Source organism: Algoriphagus alkaliphilus (genome assembly GCF_900103735.1).
GTDB lineage: Bacteria > Bacteroidota > Bacteroidia > Cytophagales > Cyclobacteriaceae > Algoriphagus > Algoriphagus alkaliphilus.
On sequence record NZ_FMXE01000002.1, the window covers coordinates 200,293 to 222,404 of the forward strand.

Annotated in this window: 21 protein-coding genes; 11 read left to right on the forward strand and 10 right to left on the reverse strand. The window is 44.6% G+C overall.

What is annotated here, in order from left to right:
* The first annotated feature begins 7 nt into the window (after positions 1-7).
* The 6 genes from BLQ81_RS00940 (at position 8) to BLQ81_RS00965 (ending at position 4,094) form a co-directional block, all read left to right on the forward strand.
* Positions 8-217 (forward strand): hypothetical protein, encoded by a 210-nt coding sequence (locus BLQ81_RS00940; protein WP_092728074.1) that lies wholly within the window; start codon positions 8-10, stop codon positions 215-217.
* A gap of 66 nt (positions 218-283) precedes the next feature.
* Positions 284-490, forward strand: coding sequence for a hypothetical protein (locus BLQ81_RS00945; RefSeq protein ID WP_092728075.1), 207 nt, complete (start codon positions 284-286; stop codon positions 488-490).
* 50 nt (positions 491-540) lie between these two features.
* Complete coding sequence (locus BLQ81_RS00950; RefSeq protein ID WP_092728076.1) at positions 541-1,434, forward strand: alpha/beta hydrolase; 894 nt, start codon at positions 541-543, stop codon at positions 1,432-1,434.
* 10 nt (positions 1,435-1,444) lie between these two features.
* On the forward strand, positions 1,445-2,620 hold the full coding sequence (locus BLQ81_RS00955; protein WP_217636631.1) for a DmpA family aminopeptidase: 1,176 nt from the start codon (positions 1,445-1,447) through the stop codon (positions 2,618-2,620).
* 11 nt (positions 2,621-2,631) lie between these two features.
* Entirely contained in the window at positions 2,632-3,543 is a 912-nt protein-coding gene (locus BLQ81_RS00960) for an amidohydrolase family protein (protein ID WP_175454137.1), read from the forward strand.
* A 137-nt stretch (positions 3,544-3,680) separates the two neighbouring features.
* Positions 3,681-4,094 (forward strand): nuclear transport factor 2 family protein, encoded by a 414-nt coding sequence (locus BLQ81_RS00965; RefSeq protein WP_245693117.1) that lies wholly within the window; start codon positions 3,681-3,683, stop codon positions 4,092-4,094.
* 267 nt (positions 4,095-4,361) lie between these two features.
* Here the strand turns inward: BLQ81_RS00965 and BLQ81_RS00970 are convergent, their stop codons facing one another.
* A complete protein-coding gene (locus BLQ81_RS00970) occupies positions 4,362-6,092 on the reverse strand; it encodes a Vgb family protein (RefSeq protein ID WP_092728080.1) in 1,731 nt (576 codons plus the stop codon).
* 282 nt (positions 6,093-6,374) lie between these two features.
* On the reverse strand, positions 6,375-10,478 hold the full coding sequence (locus tag BLQ81_RS00975; RefSeq protein ID WP_092728081.1) for a hybrid sensor histidine kinase/response regulator transcription factor: 4,104 nt from the start codon (positions 10,476-10,478) through the stop codon (positions 6,375-6,377).
* A gap of 381 nt (positions 10,479-10,859) precedes the next feature.
* Between BLQ81_RS00975 and BLQ81_RS00980 the strand changes: the two genes are divergently transcribed.
* From BLQ81_RS00980 to ggt, 5 genes are all read left to right on the forward strand, one after another.
* Positions 10,860-11,486 (forward strand): type IV toxin-antitoxin system AbiEi family antitoxin domain-containing protein, encoded by a 627-nt coding sequence (locus tag BLQ81_RS00980; RefSeq protein ID WP_092728082.1) that lies wholly within the window; start codon positions 10,860-10,862, stop codon positions 11,484-11,486.
* Positions 11,470-11,703 (forward strand): nucleotidyl transferase AbiEii/AbiGii toxin family protein, encoded by a 234-nt coding sequence (locus BLQ81_RS00985; protein WP_092728083.1) that lies wholly within the window; start codon positions 11,470-11,472, stop codon positions 11,701-11,703. The genes BLQ81_RS00980 and BLQ81_RS00985 overlap by 17 nt, the downstream gene beginning before the upstream one ends.
* A gap of 10 nt (positions 11,704-11,713) precedes the next feature.
* Complete coding sequence (locus tag BLQ81_RS22150; protein ID WP_175454138.1) at positions 11,714-11,887, forward strand: hypothetical protein; 174 nt, start codon at positions 11,714-11,716, stop codon at positions 11,885-11,887.
* Between the two features lie 332 nt (positions 11,888-12,219).
* Positions 12,220-13,860, forward strand: coding sequence for an arylsulfatase (locus BLQ81_RS00990; RefSeq protein WP_092728084.1), 1,641 nt, complete (start codon positions 12,220-12,222; stop codon positions 13,858-13,860).
* A gap of 4 nt (positions 13,861-13,864) precedes the next feature.
* Positions 13,865-15,562, forward strand: a complete 1,698-nt coding sequence (gene ggt / locus BLQ81_RS00995) for a gamma-glutamyltransferase (RefSeq protein ID WP_092728085.1) — start codon at positions 13,865-13,867, stop codon at positions 15,560-15,562.
* Between the two features lie 71 nt (positions 15,563-15,633).
* Here ggt and BLQ81_RS01000 read toward each other — a convergent pair whose 3' ends face one another.
* The 8 genes from BLQ81_RS01000 to rsxC all read right to left on the reverse strand — a co-directional run bounded on the left by BLQ81_RS01000 (position 15,634) and on the right by rsxC (position 22,102).
* Positions 15,634-16,500 (reverse strand): RnfABCDGE type electron transport complex subunit B, encoded by an 867-nt coding sequence (locus tag BLQ81_RS01000; RefSeq protein WP_092728086.1) that lies wholly within the window; start codon positions 16,498-16,500, stop codon positions 15,634-15,636.
* Between the two features lie 246 nt (positions 16,501-16,746).
* Positions 16,747-17,604, reverse strand: a complete 858-nt coding sequence (locus tag BLQ81_RS01005; RefSeq protein ID WP_092728087.1) for a ferredoxin reductase domain-containing protein — start codon at positions 17,602-17,604, stop codon at positions 16,747-16,749.
* Positions 17,605-17,634: 30 nt separating this feature from the next.
* Positions 17,635-17,826 carry a hypothetical protein gene (locus BLQ81_RS01010; protein ID WP_092728088.1) on the reverse strand — a complete coding sequence of 64 codons (192 nt, stop codon included), beginning with the start codon at positions 17,824-17,826 and terminating at the stop codon, positions 17,635-17,637.
* Positions 17,827-17,841: 15 nt separating this feature from the next.
* Complete coding sequence (locus BLQ81_RS01015) at positions 17,842-18,423, reverse strand: electron transport complex protein RnfA (RefSeq protein ID WP_092728089.1); 582 nt, start codon at positions 18,421-18,423, stop codon at positions 17,842-17,844.
* Entirely contained in the window at positions 18,420-19,058 is a 639-nt protein-coding gene (rsxE, locus tag BLQ81_RS01020) for an electron transport complex subunit RsxE (protein ID WP_092728090.1), read from the reverse strand. The genes BLQ81_RS01015 and rsxE overlap by 4 nt, the downstream gene beginning before the upstream one ends.
* Positions 19,055-19,762 carry an FMN-binding protein gene (locus tag BLQ81_RS01025; protein WP_092728091.1) on the reverse strand — a complete coding sequence of 236 codons (708 nt, stop codon included), beginning with the start codon at positions 19,760-19,762 and terminating at the stop codon, positions 19,055-19,057. The genes rsxE and BLQ81_RS01025 overlap by 4 nt, the downstream gene beginning before the upstream one ends.
* Positions 19,759-20,772 carry an RnfABCDGE type electron transport complex subunit D gene (locus tag BLQ81_RS01030; protein WP_092728092.1) on the reverse strand — a complete coding sequence of 338 codons (1,014 nt, stop codon included), beginning with the start codon at positions 20,770-20,772 and terminating at the stop codon, positions 19,759-19,761. The genes BLQ81_RS01025 and BLQ81_RS01030 overlap by 4 nt, the downstream gene beginning before the upstream one ends.
* Positions 20,765-22,102, reverse strand: a complete 1,338-nt coding sequence (rsxC, locus tag BLQ81_RS01035) for an electron transport complex subunit RsxC (protein ID WP_092728093.1) — start codon at positions 22,100-22,102, stop codon at positions 20,765-20,767. Before rsxC ends, BLQ81_RS01030 begins: the two co-directional genes overlap by 8 nt.
* Between the last annotated feature and the right edge of the window lie 10 nt (positions 22,103-22,112).

Consider the following 22,112-nt stretch of genomic DNA (forward strand, 5'->3'; position numbering starts at 1 on the left):
AGCCATCATGATAAATACAAAGTTCACAAAAATGCTACTATTGAAATTTTTAATGTCACTGGTTTTCTTTTCAGCTTGTGACCAAAAATCCAATGAAAATAATTCAGAATCAGAACAGGTGGATCTAGCTGTACTTGAAAAAGAAATTGAATTTAGGCTACGGGAGTATGAAAATCATTTGCAAAATGAAGATTCAATAGCATTGGGAAATATGTAAACAATAGACGCCGAGGTCATTCCATCCACAGCAGGCAGGGATAATATCACAAAGGTATTTGGAAGAATGATCCGGGATAGTATTACCGGCTCGAGTTTCAAAACTATACACTTATGGGGAAATGACCAATTGCTTGTGGAAGAAGGAAGAGGCACTTGGTCTCATAAAAACGGGGAAATAGTTGGGACCGGAAGATATCTATTGGTTTGGCAAAAAGAGAAGGGAGAATGGAAAATCCTTCGCGACACTTGGTTTGCCGATAAAAAGAAGTAGTTCACAGTAAATCAAAGAATTACTCCCTGATAATCTAAAAGATAAAATGAATGAAAAATACAGCCATCTCTCTGACCCTCATTTACCTACTTATCGCATCAACCTACGCCCAAAAGCTGGCTGAAATTCCGGATTTGTCTCCTGAGGAAAGAGGCTCTACCTATGAGATATATAAAGATGTCTTCTATGGGTCAGATGCTGAGCAAAACATGGACATCTACCTCTCAAAACAGGCTGGCAGGTATGGGAAAAGCAATTTCACAATTGTGTTCCTTCACGGAGGAGGCTATTACTTCAGCGACAAAACTCAGGAGGAACGATACATCGAACCTTACCTCAAGAAAGGTCTGAATGTAGTCAACCTGAATTACCGCTTGAAAAAAGGGGTTCCAATGGCCACGAGCGATCTGACCCATGCTTTGAATTTTCTCAAAGCCAAAAACAGTGATTATGATTTGAATTTGGAAAACGTGATTGTGACAGGCTTTTCGGCAGGGGCGCATATTGCGACCAATGTAGGATTAGCCCAGAACAATCCTGAGTATCCCAATCGGCTCGATCAAGGCATCATAATCAAAGGCATCATCAATTTTTCGGGTCCTGTGGATGGCTTGGATGTGGTGGAGCGGATTTTTACCGAGCATCCAAATGAACAGTACCAAGCAGTGGGAAAAGCGCTGTTCTCTCCTGAGGAATATGAGTCAAAAGAGAACCTCGCTGTTTTTGAACCGATCACCTATTTCGACACGAATGATCTTCCGGTTTTTTTATGGCATGGAGGTCAGGATGATCAGATTCCGCCTGTGACTTTTGAACGATTTGTTCCCCTGCTAAGAAAAGATAAAGACTTCAGGATTTTTATCCCTGAGGCAAAACACAGCCCGACAAAGGAGGAATTGGAAAAGGCTTATATTGAGGTATTTAAGTTTTTGGATGAGTTATAAAAACCACATAATGAAAAACGCAAATCTACTTCTGATCCTTTTCTTCACGCTGTCAGTTTCCTTTGCCCAAAAACCCCGGGCAAGAGATCTAGGCGTGCCATTTAACGGCACAACTGGCCAATGGAATTCCATCACTGATGTGAAAGGCATAGAAGTAGGATACAGCACTATCATCTCCGGAGGCGGAGAAAATATCGTTGGTAAAGGTCCGGTCAGAACAGGCGTTACTGCCATTTTCCCAAGAGGAAAAGCCCAGAAGTTCAGTCCGGTTTTTGCCAATTGGTATAGCCTGAACGGGAACGGCGAAATGACGGGAACCACCTGGTTAACTGAATCGGGCTTCCTCGAAACCCCAATTATGATCACCAATACCAACAGTGTGGGAGTAGTTCGGGATGCCGTCTTAAAGTGGTATGTGGATTCCGATTGGTACAAAGGGGAAGAATGGTGGTACACCTATCCTGTGGTAGCGGAGACCTACGATGGATTCTTGAATGATATCTATGGATTCCATGTCAAGGAAGAGCATGCCCTCGAAGCAATAACCAATGCGGCATCGGGTAAAATAGCTGAAGGAAATGTGGGTGGAGGAACCGGAATGAGGTGTTTGGGATTTAAAGGCGGAACAGGAACCTCATCCAGAATCGTCAAGATTGCAGATTCCACCTATACAGTCGGTGTCTTGGTACAGTCCAATTTTGGCAGAAAACCCGATCTGACCATTGCGGGTGTCCCTGTCGGGAAAGAGCTTTTGGATACCCTAAACAATGAATTGAGGTTGCCTCCACAATCTTATCGCCAGGAAGGTGATGGATCCATCATCGTGGTGGTGGCGACGGACGCACCTTTGCTTCCGCACCAATTAAAGCGAATTGCGAATCGGGTTCCGATCGGTATCGGCCTGACTGGTGGAATTGGAACCAATGGGTCCGGTGATATTTTTATCGCTTTTTCCACTGCTAATCCTGAGGCTTTTCAGCGCTATGACTTCTCAACTGTTGACATGCTTCCAAATGATCTGATCGATCCGCTATTGGAAGCAACTGTTCAATCAGTCGAAGAAGCCATCATCAATGCTATGATCGCAGCAGAAACTATGGAAGGAATCAACGGAAATAAGTCTTATGCATTGCCCCATGGATTGCTAGTGGAGGTACTCAAAAAATACAATCGACTGAATGAATGAAATTGGACAAAATGAAAAAAATCTTAGCTCTTTTAGCTTTTGCACTTTTACCTACACTGGTAGCCGTTTCGCAAACTCGAATTATTGACATGCACATCCATTCCTACACTGAAAGTGACTTTGGTGAACGCGAAGCCCCCACCGACCATTATGGGGTAAAAGGATCTGTCAATGCAGAACAACATCGCATGGAGACTTTTGCGGCATTTGAAAGATTCAATATTGTCAAAGCCGTGGTCAGTGGAAATCCTGAAAGTGTAAAAAATTGGAAGGAGAAAGATAAAGACAGTAGGGTAATTCGGGGTATTTTGAGTTTTTTGCCTGACGATCACGGGATGAATATTGTCAAGTTCGAGCAAATGGTCAAGGCCGGCGAAATTCAAATTTTTGGAGAATTAGGCCCTTACTACAGCGGGACTACTTTAAGTGATTCCATTTGGCAGCCCTATCTGAAGATCTGTGAACAATATGATATTCCTGTAGCAGTTCATACTGGAGGTGGTGACCCACTGGGTAATAACTCATGGGCACCAAAAGCAAGGCTACCTTTGGGAGATCCCTACCTCATTGAGGATGTGCTGGTAAAGTATCCAAAACTACGGCTCTATTTAATGCATGCTGGAGGAGAAGATTGGCCGGAGCATGCCATTCGATTGATGGCCTACTATCCGCAACTCTACACTGACATCGCTGTGTTGCTTTGGGTGGAACCCAATACCCAGCGCTATGTCACTGATTTTCTTCGAAACATAAAGCATGCTGGCTATCTCGACCGTGTCATGTTTGGCTCCGATCAAATGATCTGGCCTTATGCAATCGAAAAGTCAATTGATTTCCTGAATAGCCTTGACTTTCTCACTGAAGAAGATAAAGAAGGTATATTCTATGGAAATGCTGCAAGATTCTTGAAATTGAAAGAGTAGTAGAAACAGAAAGCTATAATGAAAAAATGAAGAATTCAGTTGTGTTAAACCTGATTGTATTAGGTGCTTTACTCGTGCAATTTAGTTGCAGGGTAAACAGCAATAATTCCTCAAAGGAGGAAAAACCAATGCAAATTATGACCAAAACCCAACTGGAAGATGAAGCATGGCAAATGGAAGAACTGTATTGGGAGTATGTGCAAAAAAGTGATACTGTGAATTACAAAACCCTTTGGCATGACGACTTCATTGGCTATCCGAGTTTTGGGAATGGAGTGTCTGACGTAAGCAAAATTGCCAGTTGGATACCTGACTTGCATAAAGACCCGAATTTGAAATTCCTTTATATCCTTCACAAAAAGGCATCAAATGCAATTGAAGATGTAGTGATGGTATTCTATGATGCGGATGAGATCTGGACCAACAAGCAAAATCAAGTAGTGAGAAAAGAGACATACAAGTTTACCCATACCTGGAAAAAAGTGGATGGCAAGTGGGTGATCCTAGGAGGTATGGCTGCAGAGAAGAAACAGGAGGTATTGAACAATTGAAAACCAATTTTGGTGGATAAAATGTGGTGAATCCTTTCACAAAAAAACTCCCCCTTTTCCAAAAGGAAAAGGAGGAGTTGGTCACCCATCTAGTTTTTAAAAAATGTATTAATCCAGAGCGGATTTTCTTAAAAAGTCCCTGATTGATGTATTCACTCTGTTTAGATTCTTTCCCAAAGGCTTGGCCTTTGGGAAAGTTTCCAGTTCTCTTTGAAATTCCTCAACTGTTCCATCAGAATTTTCGACAGACTAAGGTTTTTATGAATCTCAATTTTTAGAGATACGGTAAATCACATTCTTGCCTCCACCCGACACATAGATATCGCCCGATTGACCGACGGCTACGCCATCAAATGCGTAGGTCGGAGGGAAGGCATCCAGCCCAACTGCAGGCGGACTAAGTTTGAGACCATCAGCTATCGTGCTCTTCACTCCGGTTGCCAGGTCTATCCGTGATAACCGGGAAGCACCAGTTTCAACTACCAGCAGTCCACCTTCTTTATCCCAAGCCAATCCTTCCGGATTCATTAATCCGAAGACAATAGGTATCGCCGGCAGTGGAATGTTGCCGTCAAAGCCTATCTGCCAAACAATCCCGCTGCCCCAGTCTGCGACCCACAACTTTTCTCCGTCAGTTGCCAAACCACTTGGCGCAAATACATTGGCGTTGTCAATTGGCAGGATCATCGAATGGTCACTGGCCCGGACCACACCTCCCAATACCAGATCGGATACAGCTATATCATTCTTGAATCGTATGGCATCTATAGGAGCCCCCACGTCAAAAGTTTGAACTACATGATCGGATTGTGGATCCCAGATTTGAACTACTCCTCCAAACCAAGAAGAAACGATCAGATTATTCCCATCAGCAGAAAGGGTGAAGGGTGTGGTCAGGTTTCCTTCACGACCGAGTAAATCACCTTTATAAACTTTTTCCTCTTTTCCTGTAAGACCATTGTATTTCCTCAATCGGAACAGGTCGGAAACAAACAAAGCGTCCTGCTTATTGGCTCCCGGTAGAACTGCCAAGCCCATAGGTGCGATCATCCCTCCCTTACTGACGGTGCGGGGCTGGCCACTAGGCAGAATTTCTACTATTGAGCCAAAATCTGCATTAGAGATAAAGAGAGAACCATTGGAGTCAAAGGCTAAGTTGTCAAGTCCCTCTTGGATTTTTACAAAAAGTGTTTTTTCTCCGGTTGTGGTATTTACTTTAAATACTTCCCCTGATTGATCCAAGACGTGCAGGACTCCTTTGGAATCGAACTTTGCAGCAACCGGAACTGTGAATCCTCCCGAAACCACTGTAACTGTTCCATCGGTGTAGGGACTTGTGGAGGGTGGTCCTGGTCTGTCGATGTCCACTTTCACTACGATGCCCGCGGCAAAAATAGGTCCATACAACCTGCCATCTGCGCCAAAATCAAATGCATTTAAAAATCCAAGAGGAAATTGATTCCCCTCGGAGGCAACGATGATCGGTCTTGGTGGGGCGATGAGGTCGGGATCCAGCTCGTACAATCCGTCGCCCAGAAAACAAAGTCCTACAAAAAGACGCCCGTCTTCTGAGAAGGTAATTGGATTGACTCCCGGTGCCACAAATTGCTTGGTCACCACCCCTTGGGGAGTCATGCGTCCTACATAACCAATATTGATATCAGTCCAATAGAGCGAACCATCCGGTCCAAAGGCCAAATCATCCGGGGAGATTACCCCCTTGTCGGATCCAATCCTCTTGATGATTTTGCCGTTTTGCTTATTCATCACAATTATTTCCTGAGGAAGAAAAGAAGCAATATAAAGATTGCCATCTGGGCCAAAGTTGATACCATTTGTTCCCTTTATGACTGCGCCCGTGGCAATCTCCTGAACCAAAACTTTTGAATTCTTCTTGCTATTTGCACCCTGAGGAATAAGCTCATTGAATTCCTGACATGCTGTAATAGCCAGCAGCAAACCCAGGGATGTTAGAATGGAATACAGTTTACGTTTCATGATTATTAGATTTTATGGGTTAAAAATTTGAAAATGGATTCTTATGTTAATTGAATTTCATTTTTTAAGGATTGCATTAGAACCATATTTTTGAAAAAACATACATCAAAATGCAGGTATGAATTCTTTGAAAGAATTAGGGAGGAAAGGTATTTTGACAAAGAGAAATCGACGGTAGCTATTGTTGCAGATCCTTTAGACTTTGTTCCAAATCAGAAAAAATGTTGCTGTATTATCTGTTTTGACCAAAATCAATTCCCAGAGTGAATCAAATTAAAAAAATCACCCTTTTCTAAAAAAGCTCGGGGCTTCCCCAAATTCTTTGGTAAACTCTTGTGTAAAATGACTGGGATTGCCATAACCCACTGCATAACCGATTTCCGAAATGTTCAAATCCGGATTGAGCAATAGTTTCTTTGCTTCCTGCATCCGAATGGTCCGGATGACTTGGGAAGTAGACTTGTTGGTCAGCGCCTTCAGTTTACGATGAAGCTGAGTCCGGCTTACTGCCAGTTCCTTGCATAACTCGCCAATGCCAAACTCCTCACTTTCCAAATGAGCATCCACGATGGAGCGAAGCTTTTTCAGAAAAGCATCCTCTTGTATTTCGGCATGAGTTTCGGGTGTACCCACAGGGTCAAGTGTCCCATAGCGCGCTGTCAGCTTTTTTCGTGCCTCAATCAATTTCCGCAGACGGACTTCCAGCTCTTTCTTCTCAAAGGGCTTGGCAAGATAGGCATCCGCTCCTCTTTCCAGACCTTCCAATCGTGATTCCAGATCTGCTTTGGCAGTAAGCAGGATGATGGGAATATGACTGGTGCGTTCATCTTTTTTTAGCCTCTCGACGAGTTCATAACCGTCCTCTTCGGGCATCATCACATCACTGACGATGATGTCCGGAATTATTTCAATGGCGAGTTGGATTCCCTGGAGGCCATTTCTGGCTTTTTGGATTCGATATTTTCCTTCAAGGCAAAGCTCCAGATAGTTTAAAACATCTTCATTATCTTCTACCAGCAAGGCAAGCGGGTGGCTTTCATCGTAATCTTCTTCTGTTCCAAAAGCTGACGCCTCCACCAAATCGGTGACAGATGACCGTGAATGTTGCGTGAATTCGCCTGCATTTCCTTTTGGAGCCTTATTCTCAACGGGAAGTCTGAGTGTGAATTCCGTACCTTTTCCTATCTGACTACTCACTTCAATAGTACCTGCCATCAATTGCACCAGCTCTTTGGTGAGTGCCAGGCCTATTCCGGTTCCTTCATCTGATCGGGTTGCCGAATCATCCACCTGATAAAAACGATCAAAAATATAGGGTAAATGCTGGGAAGGAATTCCTTTGCCGGTATCCTTTACTTTGATTTCCAAAAAATCCTCCATTTCTCTGGAGCTGATCTTTTCTATTTTGATGTAAATATTTCCTCCCGGGGGTGTGAATTTTATGGCATTCCCTACCAGATTGGAAAAAATGGCTTGAATTTTTTCAGGATCAAAGTCCATATACAACTGTTCAAAACCAGAAAGCAGATGTAGTCTGATATCCTTAGAATCTGCAAAAGAATGAAAAGACTCGGTGAGGTATTTCAGGTAACCCAAAATATTGTCATGGATCATGTTTGCGGATAATCTGCCCGACTGAAGTTTGGATAGATCCAGCATCTGATTGATCAATCTCAGCAAAGCCGCGCTATTCCGTTTGATCATTGGCAGTCCTTCTTTCAGATTCTCCGCAGAAGGTTGTGATAAAATATGATCCGCAATACCCGAAATCACCGTCAATGGGGTGCGGAATTCGTGAGTCAGATTGGTGTAAATCCTGGTTTTGAAGAGATCCAGATCTTGCAGACGTCCGACTTCGGCCTCGGCCAGCTTTCTGCGAAGCAAAAAGCCATAGACCAAATAAAGCAGTAAAAACAGCAATACGGCATACGCCAGCCAAGCCCACCATTGGGTAAACCAAGGCGGCAACACTACAATAGAAATCGATCGCTGCCCCATTTTTCCATACCGGTTAGTAGCCTGGACGTGAAAAATATATTCTCCCGGCGGTAATGAATAATAATCCGCTGTGTGTGCAGCTCCACTCCTCCAGTTTTTATCATAGTTTTCAAGGGTATAGCGGAGGTTTTTCTCAGACTCCAATGTCACGAAATCAATACTGCCAAATTCAAACGTAAAGGTATTCTGATGGTGAGGCAATCGGATCTCACTGGTTTCATTGAGATGCTTGGGCAGGATTTTTTTATCTGTTTGGGAGGATATAATACGGTCTCCCAGAAAAAAAGCCGATAGATAAGGGGTAGGCCCGGTTGGATATTGGTTTTCCAATTCTGCCGGCATGAAAGAAAAATAACCTGAGGCATTTCCGACAAAAATCTCTTTATTCTTGGAAATAAACGCGTTTAAAGAGTAGAATCCTGAATCGCTCGGTTTTTTCCAACTGTTCCCAAACATGGCTGCATTTTTAGTTTCAGGATCCAAACGGATGAACCCAATGTCTGTGTACAACCAAAGCCATTTTGATTCATCCTCTACAATCCCTGTGATGAGGAGCAAATCTGTAATCAGACCAGTATTGTCGTAGTAAGGATTGAAGATTCCTGCTTCCTGATCGAACAAAAAGAACCCTGACCTGTAGGAACTGGCCCAAATTCGCTTTTTGCTATCTTCATAAATTTCGAGAACAGGCACAGCGGACTTATCCAAAAACCGTTTAAAATCTGCCGTTTCTTCCCGATAAAGGTTAAGACCATTACCCGTCCCTATCCAAACTTTTCCATTGGAATCTTGAAGAAGACTATATATAGCATTTGCGCTAAGACTGTTCGGGTTGGATGGATCTTGGGTGAAATGCTTGAATTTTCCACTTTTTGAATTGAATAAGTCTAGCCCTCCAGTCGTGCCTATCCAAGTATTGCCGTCCGGGATTGGCAATATCACCTGGGGCATCGAATTGGAAAGTCCGTTTTTACCCTGCTCCTCCGGCCCATATAGCTTGTAGGTCATTGCCTGCCGATCGAAAAAGTACGCTCCGCCCCATAGGGTGGCGACCCATAAATTGTCCGAATTGTCAAATTTCAGATCCCAGAGAATTACTGATCCCACTGTATTGCGGACAAAAGTGAAAAAGCTATCCTTCGATTGGTTCACATCATGACCAAACAGTCCTTTCTCGGTGCCAATCCAAACACCGGCTTCTTGGTCTTGGGCAAATACCATAGCCCGTGTTCCGATAGGGGTATGATCAAAATGGTTTTGAAAGGTGGAAATTTGAAAAAGTACCTGATTCTCTGTTTCTGGCTCCCAGCCTGAAACCCACAGGAGATTATCTTTGGTTTTCAGTGAAGTCCAAAAGTCGTTCTTATCCACATAATGATAACCTGTTCCGGATTTACCAAAAAACTCCATGGTCTTCGATTTAGGATTGTAGCGGTTGATTCCTCCCGCATAGGTTCCGATCCAAATAGCCCCTTGGGAATCCTCATTGATAAAGGTAATGTGATCCACTGCATAGGATGCATTAATATTGACAGGTGGGCGAGAGAGTGCATTTGGGTTTTCAGGGACGTAGGGCAATCGTTGAAATGTACCTTGTTCGCGATTCATGATATGGAGTCCGTCCCCATCGGAACCAACGTAAAAATTTCCCTTGCTGTCCTCAAATAATGCCCGAATTCGATTTCCAACAAGCGAAAGAGAATCTTTCGGATCATGTCTGTATTGAGTGATCCGACCGGATTCTTTTTCAAATCTGTACAAACCTGATGAAGGATGATCACGAAGGTCGAAAGCGTTTCCTGCCCCAATCCAAATTGTACCGGCATGATCCTCATAGATACTTCTGACAGTTGCCTCTTTGAATAGGCGACCGGCAGGTGTGTCGTCTTGGATATGAACAAAACGACCCGTCTTCCTGTCCAAGGTATCAAGTCCTTTGGCAGTACCAATCCATAAAGTTCCTGTGCGATCCTCCAATAGGGCATATACCTGATCATCACAAAGACTGTGTGGATCGGTGGGATCATTTTCAAAATGTGTAAACGTTTCGGAAACCGGATCGAATCGATCCAATCCCTCATGATGGCTCCCAATCCAAATAATCCCTCCCTTTCCTGCATAAAGACATTCCAGCCGGTTGGTATGGAGCGAGTTGCTGTTATTTGGATTGGACTTATAATACCTTTTATTCGTCCCATCGTATTTTGTCAACCCATTATAGTTGTCAGCCAGCCAGATAAAGCCGTTATCATCCTGGCACATTCCTACAATATTGGTGAGTGATGGATCAAATTGGAAAGGAACGGCTGTGATTTTGACTTCTTGGCTTTTGCATAGAAAAGAGGTTGTTGCAAAGATAAAAAGCAGAAGAAACCTTAGGTTTATCATCGGTATACAACCAGTTTATTTTAAGGAACTTAGGTTAATTTTTTAAGCAAAGCAAAAACGAAAAAGCCCAATTCCTGATTTCTAATATTTTAAATCAAGCGGAATTTTATGCCTAAAGGAGCCAAACCCTCCCCCGAAAAATAATCCCAACTGTTGGGGAATAAATTGATGCAGTTCGTCCTAAGTTGATGCGCTGTGGCTTTTGATTTTTTTATCTTTTTAAATAAATGGCTATCTCAGTCGGATACAAATTATTTTTTAGTCCCCGTTAGACACTTGGCTTCAAGAGAATCAAAAAGTTGAGCTCAAAGAATTTTTCAAAGGTTTGACTTTTTCTCTATACTCGTTTCTATAAAACCTATTTTATTAGGATAAACAGAAATGAATATATTAGAATTTTCAAAAATTTTCCAAGGAATTCCTGTCTTTTCAACAAACGATATCGAGAAGAGATTTCCCGGATTTGAACGGGAAAACCTCCTGAACTGGCAGAAAAAGGGATACCTCCTGAGGGTACGAAATGGTTGGTATAGCCTTGCTGACGAAATTAGAACGCTGGAACAGGTCTATTATACTGCTAATAAAATCTATGCCCCATCCTACATCTCCTTGGAATCGGCTTTCGCGCATTATGGGTGGATACCAGAGGGTGTTTTTACCTTAACCTCCATTTCTACGCGCAAAACCACCTTGTTTGATACTCCCAAAGGCCGGTTTAGCTACGCAAGTATGAAACCAACTCTCTTCTTTGGTTACCGCATTATCAATAAAGAAGGGTATGGTATAAAAATGGCAGAACCTGAAAAGGCACTGCTTGATTTCCTTTATTTTCACCCAAAGGCCCAAGAGGAAGATGACTTTGAATCATACCGCTTTAATTTTCCCCAAATGCGGGCAGATATACGAAGCGAGCAATTAGAAGCCTACAGCGCCTTGTTTTCTTCACCCAGCCTGATGAAGCGTTTATCCACCATCAATAAATTGATAGACAATGCTCAATCTTACTGAAATTCTTTCAGCATATCCCGAAGGCTTGCAGATACACCGGGCATTTGTGTTGCGTGAATATTTGCAATACAAAATATTGGAAATCCTTTTCGATGGACCCTATGCTTCCAAATTTTGCTTTTTAGGTGGTACCTGTTTGCGGCTGGTGCATAACAATAACCGATTTTCTGAAGACCTGGATTTTGATAATTTTCAACTAAACGAAGCCGAATTATGATTACCTGCAGATGAAACTAGGCGTATCCAATTCCGGGCAGTTACGCGATCGAATCCGGGATCTGTATGCAAGTACAAACATTGAAGAAATGGTAGCCGACGTGAGCCCGTTTTTATTTTATCCGGCCGATGAAAAGAAAATCAGGCTCTTTCTACCTATTATTGAACAGGCAGATTTGGGCTAAAATCAAGGTTAAATATTTTACTGGCTTGAATTTAGAAAATTGCCTGAACAGCTATCAAGAACTCTATTTCAACAAATACTTCGGATCAAACTGAATCCCATTATTCCCCATTATTCCCCATTCTCCTTAGGGAAAGAATTCCATACCGTTGGGGAAAATATTCATGCTGTTCGTCCTGGGTTGAGAAATAGCGCGGATAATTTTTACGGATGCAGTTATCAATCTTTGGTCGAGACAGCGAACTCAAAATAACTACATCTTGAATTTCTTGAATTTCTGGTTAAGTTGACTGTTAAAAAACGGCTGCTACGTTTGAAAATAACAGATTCCGAATGATCACTAAATCAAAGCTAATCCTTCTGGGAATCCTTTTTGGAACTTCGTTTTTTCCCTTGCAAAAAGAAACCCCGTCCCAAAAACCCCAAAACATCCTCCTGATCGTAGCCGATGATCTGGGCTATGCCGACTTGGGCTCATTCGGAGGTGATATCGACACTCCCCATCTGGATGAACTTGCCAATCAAGGAATTCGCTTCAGTCGCTTTCACTCCTCTCCCCTTTGTGCCACGAGTCGGGCCATGTTCCTCACCGGAAATGACAATCATATCGCCGGAATGGGTATTCAGGGAAGAAGAGAGGGCGTTGTAGGATATGAAGGATATCTCAGTGAAAGAATCATCACCATTCCGCAGCTACTCCAAACAAAGGGATATCATACCTATATGGCCGGCAAGTGGCACCTTGGGGCCGAACCCCAGCATCATCCAGGTCAAAAGGGTTTTGAAAAGTACTTTATCACGCCCCAGGGAGGAGCCAATCATTACAATAATTTTGGAATCCTTCCCCAAGCTCCTATTTCAAAATACTACGAAAGTGAGAGGGAAGTGGAATGGCCGGAAGGAGCGTATTCCACAGATTTTTACACCGACAAACTCATCGAATATATCGGAAGCAATGCCAAAGATGGCAAACCCTTTTTCTCCTTTGCCGCCTACACTTCTCCCCATTGGCCGCTTCAGGTGGATGAAAAATATTGGAAAAAATACGAAGGCCGCTATGATTCAGGGTATGAGAAACTAAAGCGCCAACGCTTTGAAAGTCTAAAGAAAGCCGGAATGATTCCTGAAGATGCACTCTTGCCTCCTTCTCATCCAAATGTGAAAGCCTGGGATTCGCTTTCTCCGGAGGAGCAAAAAATGGAAGCGCGGAAGATGGAACTCTATGCCGGAATGGTGGATAATCTGGACTATAATATTGGCCGATTGATTCAATATCTAAAAGAGATCGGTGAATATGAAAATACGCTGATCGTCTTTATGTCTGATAATGGGGCTGCAGCCGAGGACTTCTACTATGAGGATGGTTTTAAAGAATTAATTAGGGAAAATCATACCGATGCTTACGAGGCGATGGGTAAACCCAACTCCTTTATTTCCTATGGCCCACAATGGGCAGAGGCGGGGTCTTCTCCTTTCAAATATTACAAGGGATTCACAACCGAAGGAGGAATGAATGTCCCCATGATTATAAGCGGTCCCGGAGTAGAAAACAAAGGCAGCATCAATGATTCCTTTTTGACTTTGCTGGATCTGGCACCTACTTTTTATGACCTTGCGGAGGCGAGCTACCCTGCAGAATGGAATGGTAAAATGGTGAAACCTCTTCTCGGAGCCTCACTTTTGCCGGTTTTGACAGGTAAACAACAAGCTATTCATGCGGATGATTATGTTTTTGGGATGGAGCATAATGGCTACGCAATGCTCCGCAAAGGAAATTGGAAAATCCTGAATACTACCCGTCCATTTCAATTGGATAACTTCCAATTGTATAACTTAAGCACTGATCTTGCCGAGCAAATTGATTTGAAAGATCAGGAACCTGCTAAACTTCAGGAGATGCTTGGTGAATGGGAAAAATTCACAAACAGGGTTGGGATTATCCTCCCAACTCCCACCGCTCAAAACGATAACTAATTTTATGAATCAAAGAAACACAGTTCTCCTTTTTTCCCTATTCTCATTACTCCTATTGCCAATTGGGAATTCCCTGCATGCTCAGACCTATGGCAAAAACGGCATGGTAGTTTCGGATCATTACCTAAGTTCCGAAGTGGGTATTTCTATTTTGAAAAAGGGAGGAAACGCCATTGATGCCGCGGTAGCCACGGCATTGTCCTTGGCGGTGACGCATCCTGAGGCGGGAAATATTGGCGGAGGTGGATTTATCGTACTGATGAAGTCAGACGGGGATGTCACTACTTTTGATTTTAGGGAAAAAGCTCCTTTAGCTGCAAGTCCCAGCATGTTTTTGGACGAAAATGGAAAGATCCGGGACAATTCCAATCATCGAGGATTGCTTTCGGTAGGCGTTCCTGGAACCGTGGCCGGACTTTACCAAGCGCATCAAAAATATGGGAAACTGCCATGGAAGGACTTAGTGCAACCTGCGATTGATCAGGCGAAAAACGGATTTCCAATGTCTTGGGGATTGTATACTGTGGCACTCAGGATGTCTGCATTGGATCCATCATTTGATATCATGCAGAACTTTTTCCGCGGGGCAGATGGAGAGGTCGTGGCCCCGGACGAACTGTGGAAGCAGCCTGCATTGGCAAAAACTCTTGAAGCCATTCGCGATCAGGGGAGAGACGGATTCTATAAAGGTGCTGTAGCAGCCGAGATCGAAAACTACATGAAAGCCAATGGGGGAATCATCACGCAGCAAGACCTCGCGAAATATGAAGCGGTGGAGCGATCTCCGGTGAAGACTACGTTTAAAGATTATGGGATTTTTTCCATGCCTCCTCCAAGTTCGGGAGGGATCGCGCTGATCGAGATGATGAATCTGATGGAAGCGGCCGATATCTCCAAAGTGGAATTTAACTCTACCGCCTATGTGCACCTTGTAGCGGAAGCGATGCGAAGGGCATATGCGGATCGGGCGGAGCATTTGGGAGATCCGGATTTCAATCCTGATATGCCGATTGAGCTTTTAACGTCTAAGGAATTTGCGCAAGAAAGATTTGCAAACCTTGACCTAACCAAAGCATCTCCAAGTGATTCTTCGAAGTTTGGCCAACTCTACGGCGGAGATCATACGACCCATTTTTCGGTAGTGGACAAAGAAGGAAATGCCGTCTCACTCACTTATACTTTAGAAAATAGCTATGGCGCCGGAATGGGTTCGGACAAGCTTGGCTTCATCTTCAACAATGAGATGGGCGACTTCAATCCTATTCCCGGAATCACTACCAATACCGGACAGATCGGATCCAGCCCCAATTTGGTTGCGCCGGAGAAACGGATGCTTTCCAGCATGACCCCCACGATTGTGGCAAAAGATGGCAAGCCTTACCTCGTGATCGGCAGTCCGGGCGGAAGGACGATTATCAATACTGTCTTCCAAACTGTCCTGAATGTACTTGCTTACGACATGCGGATCGATCGGGCGATCGAAGCCATGAAAATCCACCATCAGTGGCTTCCTGATATGATTATTTATGAGCGAAACTTGCTATCACCAGATACAAGAAAAGCATTGGAAGAAATGGGACACACACTTAGGCCTACAACCAACCTTGGAGTGTTGATGGGAATCACCTACGATGCGAAACTTGGCATATTTGTCGGAGCAGCAGATTCTGCCAGTGATGACGGAGCAGCGAGAGGGTATTGATCATTATCGGTCACTGTAAGGGTTTATACACAGCATTCAATTCATAAAAAAAAAATAATCCCTTAATCAGCCTAGCTCTCTCCCATTTTCAGCTTTCCTTTTCGGATGATTTTCTTGGCTTCGGCACCTTTGATTGGTCCTTGCTTTTCGTCCAGCCAAACAATCGCGCCGGTCGGGCAGCGCTGAATTGGTACTTGGGTTTGGTGATTTGCTGAGTAATTGATGACGGGCAGGTTATATTTCATCGTGATCAAATCTCCCTTCGCATCCATCGCGCACTTTCCGCAGGCGGTACATCCTACCTCGCAATCTTCCAAAACGCCGTCTCCGGCTTCCAGACTTTTGCATGCAACCCAGAGTCGATGACTGATTGGATGAAGAGAAAAAAGATCCTTCGGACAAACCTCCACACAATCGCCACAGGCGGTACATTTTGCTTCGTCGACGATGGGAATCCCAAATTCATTCATGCTGATGGCGTCGAAATCGCAGACTTTTTCGCAGTCTCCATGACCCAGACAACCCCAAGAACAGCCTTTGCCTCCTCCGGAAATCAGGGCAGCGCCTCGGCAAGACGAAAGTCCTTCGTATTCGGCACGCACTACTGCGACGTTACTTCCGCCGGCGCATGCGAGTCTGGCAACTCTCTTTTCCTCCATTCCGGCATCTACACCAAGGTAAGCTGCGATGGCATTCCTTCCATCCTCCGAACTCACGGAGCATTTACCGGGTAACATTTCTCCTTTTACCAGTGCTTCCGCAAAAGGCCTGCAACCGGGATAGCCACATGCCCCACAGTTGGCGTGAGGAAGCATCGCCTCCACCTCGTCAATTCGGGGATCCTCATAGACATAGAGCTTCTTATTGGCGATGATCAGCATCACTGCCAGAAAAAGCGTCAATCCTCCGAGGGAAAGTAAGGCTATGAGAATGGTCATGGTTTTCTACTTAAGTGAATTTTGATTTGAAAACAGCTCGGATGTCCGATGACAGATGACGGATGTCAAATAGTCCATGAAATATTTCTATCTAGGCAGCTTTCTGCATAGATATTTTTTTGGAAAGGGTTTTAATTGGCATAATCTTCAGCGCTTTCGATAAATGATTTTTGCCACTCATTCCAAGGAAAGAATCTGACTATTACTCAACTTCGTTCATCGGTCATCTGACATCGGTCTTATTTTTCAATAAATAACCTCAGCCCATTTCTTACCAGCCACCAATTCGGCTTTTCTGGTTTCCCATTTTTCTTTGGAACCCATAATCGTCATGAAAGCCTTGTTCAGGTTTTCTTTCACTTTCTCATACCCCGCGATGTAGATATAGGTATTGGAATGTGAAAGCATCTCAAAAATCTCCTCCCCCCTTGCCTCAAGGGCAGCACCGAGAGAAATCGGATCTTCCCAATCCGGTCGTGGACTCAGTGCATGAAAAGCTTCGAAAGTTGCCTCGTCATAGTAGTTCGTAAGATCACCGTCTTTGTCATTGAGGTACAGCAGTTCCAAGCCGCTTTTTGCACCATAGAACAATCTGATTTTTCCCTTCCATTCTTTTACATCGCTGTAAATATGTTTTACAAACGCCCGGAAGGGCGCGATTCCGGTGCCCATTCCGATCAGGATCAGGTTGGAATTTTTGTCCTCCGGAATTTTAAAAGGAAGTTCAAAAGGTCCTGTGATCGTGATCTCATCCCCGACTCTCCGGTCGCAGAGGTAATTGGAACCCACACCTTCGTACTGTTCCCCGCTGAAATCGTCCACATAAGTGCAGCGCTTCACCAACATTGTAATGAGCTTTTTCCCATTTTCGGTAGTTGGCAGATCGGCCACGCTATACAGGCGATGATGATGGATATTGCCAAATTCGCTTTTATGCTTCACCAAAACTCCAAAGCTTTGATCCACCTTGACGTTAAATTCTGGTTGATCGACTTCAAATACTATTTCGCGGATTTCCTCAGCGTTGGCTGGCGTGAGACGCTGAGTCTTCTTCACCTTGCCGGTGTATTGTTGGGTCGTATCAAGAGCTGATAGATAAGTCATAACAAGTATAGTTTATCGTTGAAAATTCTATTAAATCACCTTTTCCTTTTTGCACACTTTGGTGCAACCACAGTTGCCACAGCTTCTGCGCTCCGCCAATACATCCTCATCGGAGATATTTTCGGAGAACGTTTTTCTCCAGACAGACTGCACCCAAACCCAAGCCAGCATCAGGGCGACTATCCCGCCAATTGCAATTGCATACCTGAGAATTGTATCCATTTTTCTCTATTTTTTTTAAGATCCCAAACCCGAAAAACCCATAAAGGTCAAGGACAAAATCCCTGCAATCAGAAGTGTGATCGCGGTACCTTTTACGACTTTCGGAACATCAGCGAAATCAAGTTGCTCGCGCAAACCTGCCATCAGCACCAGTGCCAGCGTAAACCCCGCACCCGCTCCAAAGGAGTAAGCCAGGCTTTCGGCCAATCCATATCCTTTGCTCGTCTGAAAGAGAGCTACTCCCAGAATAGCACAATTTGTCGTGATCAAAGGGAGAAAAATCCCCAGCGATCTGAACAGGGCAGGACTCATTTTTTTGATAATCATCTCTACCAATTGAACTGTGGAGGCGATGACGACGATATAGCTGATTAGCTGAAGAAATGGTGCGTTGATAGCCACCAGCAGCAAATGAATACCATAGGCACAGACAGAGCTGATGATCATGACAAAAGTCACGGCCGCACCCATTTTGGAAGCCGTTTCCATTTTGCCGGAAACGCCCAGAAACGGGCAGATGCCAAGGAAATACGCCAGCACGAAATTGTTGATCAGACTGGCATTGATGAAAATGAACCAAAGAGATTCTTCCTTCATGATTTCGCCTTTTTAAGTTTATAATGATTGAAAATCAGCAGCCAAAAAGCCAGTGTGAAAAATCCTCCAGCCGGCAAAATCATAATGATCCATTCCTGATACGATTCTGGGAAAATGGGGAACCCAAAAATGGATCCATTTCCCAATATCTCGCGGACCGAACCTAAGCAGAAAAGTGCGAACACAAATCCAAAACCCATTCCCAGTCCGTCAATTGCCGATTTGCTGACTGTATTTTTGGAAGCAAAGGCTTCGGCTCTGCTGAGAATCATGCAATTCACCACAATGAGTGAAATGAAAGCCCCGAGGCTTTTATGCAAGTCCACGCTGATTGCCTGAATGGCATAGTCCACCATCGTGACGAAAGTGGCAATGATCAAAATGTAGGTTGCAATTCTTACCTGCTTGGGGATGAAATTCCGAAGGGAAGAAATGAGCACATTGGACATCACCAGCACAAATGCAGTTGCAAGACCCATTGCAAGTGCATTTTCAGCAGAATTGGATACTGCCAAAACAGGGCACATTCCGATCACCTGCACGAAAACAGGATTTTCTCTCCACAGTCCTTTGATGAATTCATCCGTGGAGCTTGGTGCATCCTTCAAGGCTATATTTTTTAGTTCCGGGCTCATTTCGTCGGGGCGTTTGGTGCGAATGCAAAACTCTCCTGCTGCTGATAAATCAAGGGGATCATCGTTGCGGTGCTTTCTCCCATGATGTTTCCGATCGCACGGGTTGAGATCGTAGCTCCGGTGATTCCTTCTACTTCCCAGGAATTTTCTTTGGTGCCAAATTTTACCGGAATGACCTTGTTAATGACCGTCTTAAAATCCTCAGACAATGCCACCGAAAGGCCGTTGAAATTGGAAAGGAAGTTCTCGTCCTTTTCGATTTTATCTCCCAATCCCGGAGTCTCTTTGCTCTCCAGCACATAAAATCCCACAATCGACTGCGAGGCAGGATCATATCCATACAAGACTTTCAGGATATCTGCATACCCTTGTCCTTTTGCTTCAATGGCAATTCCTTTCAAGGTATTTTGATCATCGTATCCTGCATAAACCAGCGTTTTGGTTCGGTCCTTTCCATCTGACGGAATGAATTTTCCCTCAGATGTGAGCTCAAAAATCCCGGTTTTGGTGATTCCCGGAAGAACTTTGAAAACCGCTTGCTCGAGCGCTTCTGCTTTGAGCATTTCAATTCTCCCAAAAGTACCCTCATAGGTGAAGACGATCAGTAAAGCACAAACAACGCCGATTCCCACCATGGCGATCAGCATTTTCTTGCTGCCGTCGTTGGTTTGAGTTCCGGGAGATCTCGTTTTGGATTCGCTCATGATTTTGTCTTTTTGGTTCCGTACACCCTAGGCCTGATGAAATTATCAATCTGTGGGGTCAGTGCATTTCCCAAGAGAATGGCATACATGACGCCCTCCGGAAGTCCGCCCCAAACCCGGATCACTACAACCAACAAACCGATGAAGAATCCATAAATCACCACTCCAAGCGGAGTAATCGGTGAGCCCACCATATCAGTGGCCATAAAAACTGCCCCGAGCATCAGCCCTCCGGAAAAGAGCATGAAAAGCGGGGATGGATAAATCGTGTCGTCAATGAGATATAAAATGCCGCTCAGGACAAAAACCGTCGAAAGAATGGAAACCGGAATCCTCCAGTTCATCATCTTGCGTGCAATGAGATAGATTCCTCCCAAAATGATAATCACTGCGCTCGTTTCACCTGTTGATCCGCTGATCAGGCCCAAGGCCAAATCTGAACTGTCGGTCATCACATGATCGAACTTGAAGGCTGAAAGAGGCGTCGCACCCGAGATGCTATCAACTTTTGGCTCTGCAAAAGGGAAGGCCAAAACTGAACTTGAAATGCTAAAAAACCGACCTTCCAGAAAGGCTGATTGCCATGTGGTAATTGCTACCGGAAATGCTGCCTGCAGAAAAGCTCTGCCGACAAGGGCCGGATTGAAAAGATTGTAGCCAAGACCTCCGAAGACAAATTTCCCAATTGCCACAGAGAATACTCCTCCGAGGAAAGTCATCCAAAGGGGAAAAATGGGAGGCAGCGTAAGCCCGAGAAGAATCCCGGTGATGACAGCTGACCAGTCGGAGATTGTACTCTCTTTATTGGACCATTTGCATAGCACATGCTCCGTGAGAACGCTTGAAACAACCGCCGTGACGATGACAAGAAGTGCGTTTATTCCAAAAGAGAAAACAGCGAAAATTAAAACAGGCATCATCGCCCAGACCACATTTTGCATGATCGTATCCGTGCTCACTCCTTTTCGGATGTGCGGAGAAGTGCTGATATGGAGAGTTTTGCTAAACATTTACTGCAGCCGGTTTGGCTGTTTTACGTTTGCGGAGAATTGATTTAGATAATCGGAAGTACTGAACCAACGGGATATTGGAAGGACAGACGAAAGAGCAGGAACCGCATTCGAAGCAGTCCATGAGATGGAAATCATCCGCCATGGTTTCGTAGGCTTCGGCTTTGGCTAAAATGCCGAGTTTGGAAGGATTGAGTGAGATCGGACAAGCGCCGACGCATGCGCCGCACTTGATGCATGGGAAGATTTTATCCGTTTTGTTGATATCCTGCTCCCCGAAAACTATAATTCCTGAGGTTCCCTTGGTGATAGAAATATCCAAATTGGAAACCGCCACTCCCATCATCGGCCCTCCCATGTAGACTTCGCTGATATTGTCTGCGGCGCCAACCTGTTCGAGCACATAGCGCAAAGGCGTGCCGATCGGGATCAGGTAATTTCCTTTTTTCTTCACTCCCGGACCGGAAATGGTAATTACCCTTTCCTGGATTCCTTGTCCATGAGGGAGCAATCTTCCGATTTCGGCTGTGGTTGCGACATTCACCACCACAGCGTGAACATCTATCGGCAATCCGCCGGACGGGACTTCCTTGCCGAGCAAGGACGTGATCAGCATTTTTTCAGCGCCCTGAGGATATTTGACCGGAACGACTTTTACCGTAACCGGCATCCCCGCGGGAATTTTCTGAGTCAGGAGATCCGCCGCGTCCTGTTTGTTTGCTTCTATTCCGATGATGACTTCTTTGGCACCTGTGCATTTCAGCAAATAGCGAATGCCCATGAAAATATCATCTGCCTGCTCCAGCATGACCCGGTGGTCTGTGGTCAGGTAAGGCTCACACTCAATCCCATTGATGACCAGAAATTCACAGGATTTTCCGTCAGGAATTTTGAGTTTAACATGCGTGGGAAAAGCTGCTCCGCCCAAGCCGACAATGCCGGCATCCTGAATTCCTTTGAGGATTTGTTCCGGACTTGCATCGACGCTGATAGGTGATCCCTCCGAGACTTCCTGACCTGAAGAATGGAACGATTCGAGGAAAATTCCCTCGGTCATTTGACCGGAGATAACCGGGACTTTTGAAATTTTTCGGATGGTTCCGGAAACAGGGGAATGCATCGGCACAGACATATAGCCATCTGCAGCAGCCAGAACTTGGCCTCTCGCCACTTCCTGTCCTTCCCTCACGATGATTTTGGAGGGCGCACCAATGTGCTGCTGCATCGGCAGTATAATCAGAGGAGCAAATGAAAACTGTCGGATCGGCAGCTTATTTGTCTCCTCCTTGTTCTCCGGCGGATGTACTCCGTGTTTGAAAGAATCTTTCATGAAGTCCGGA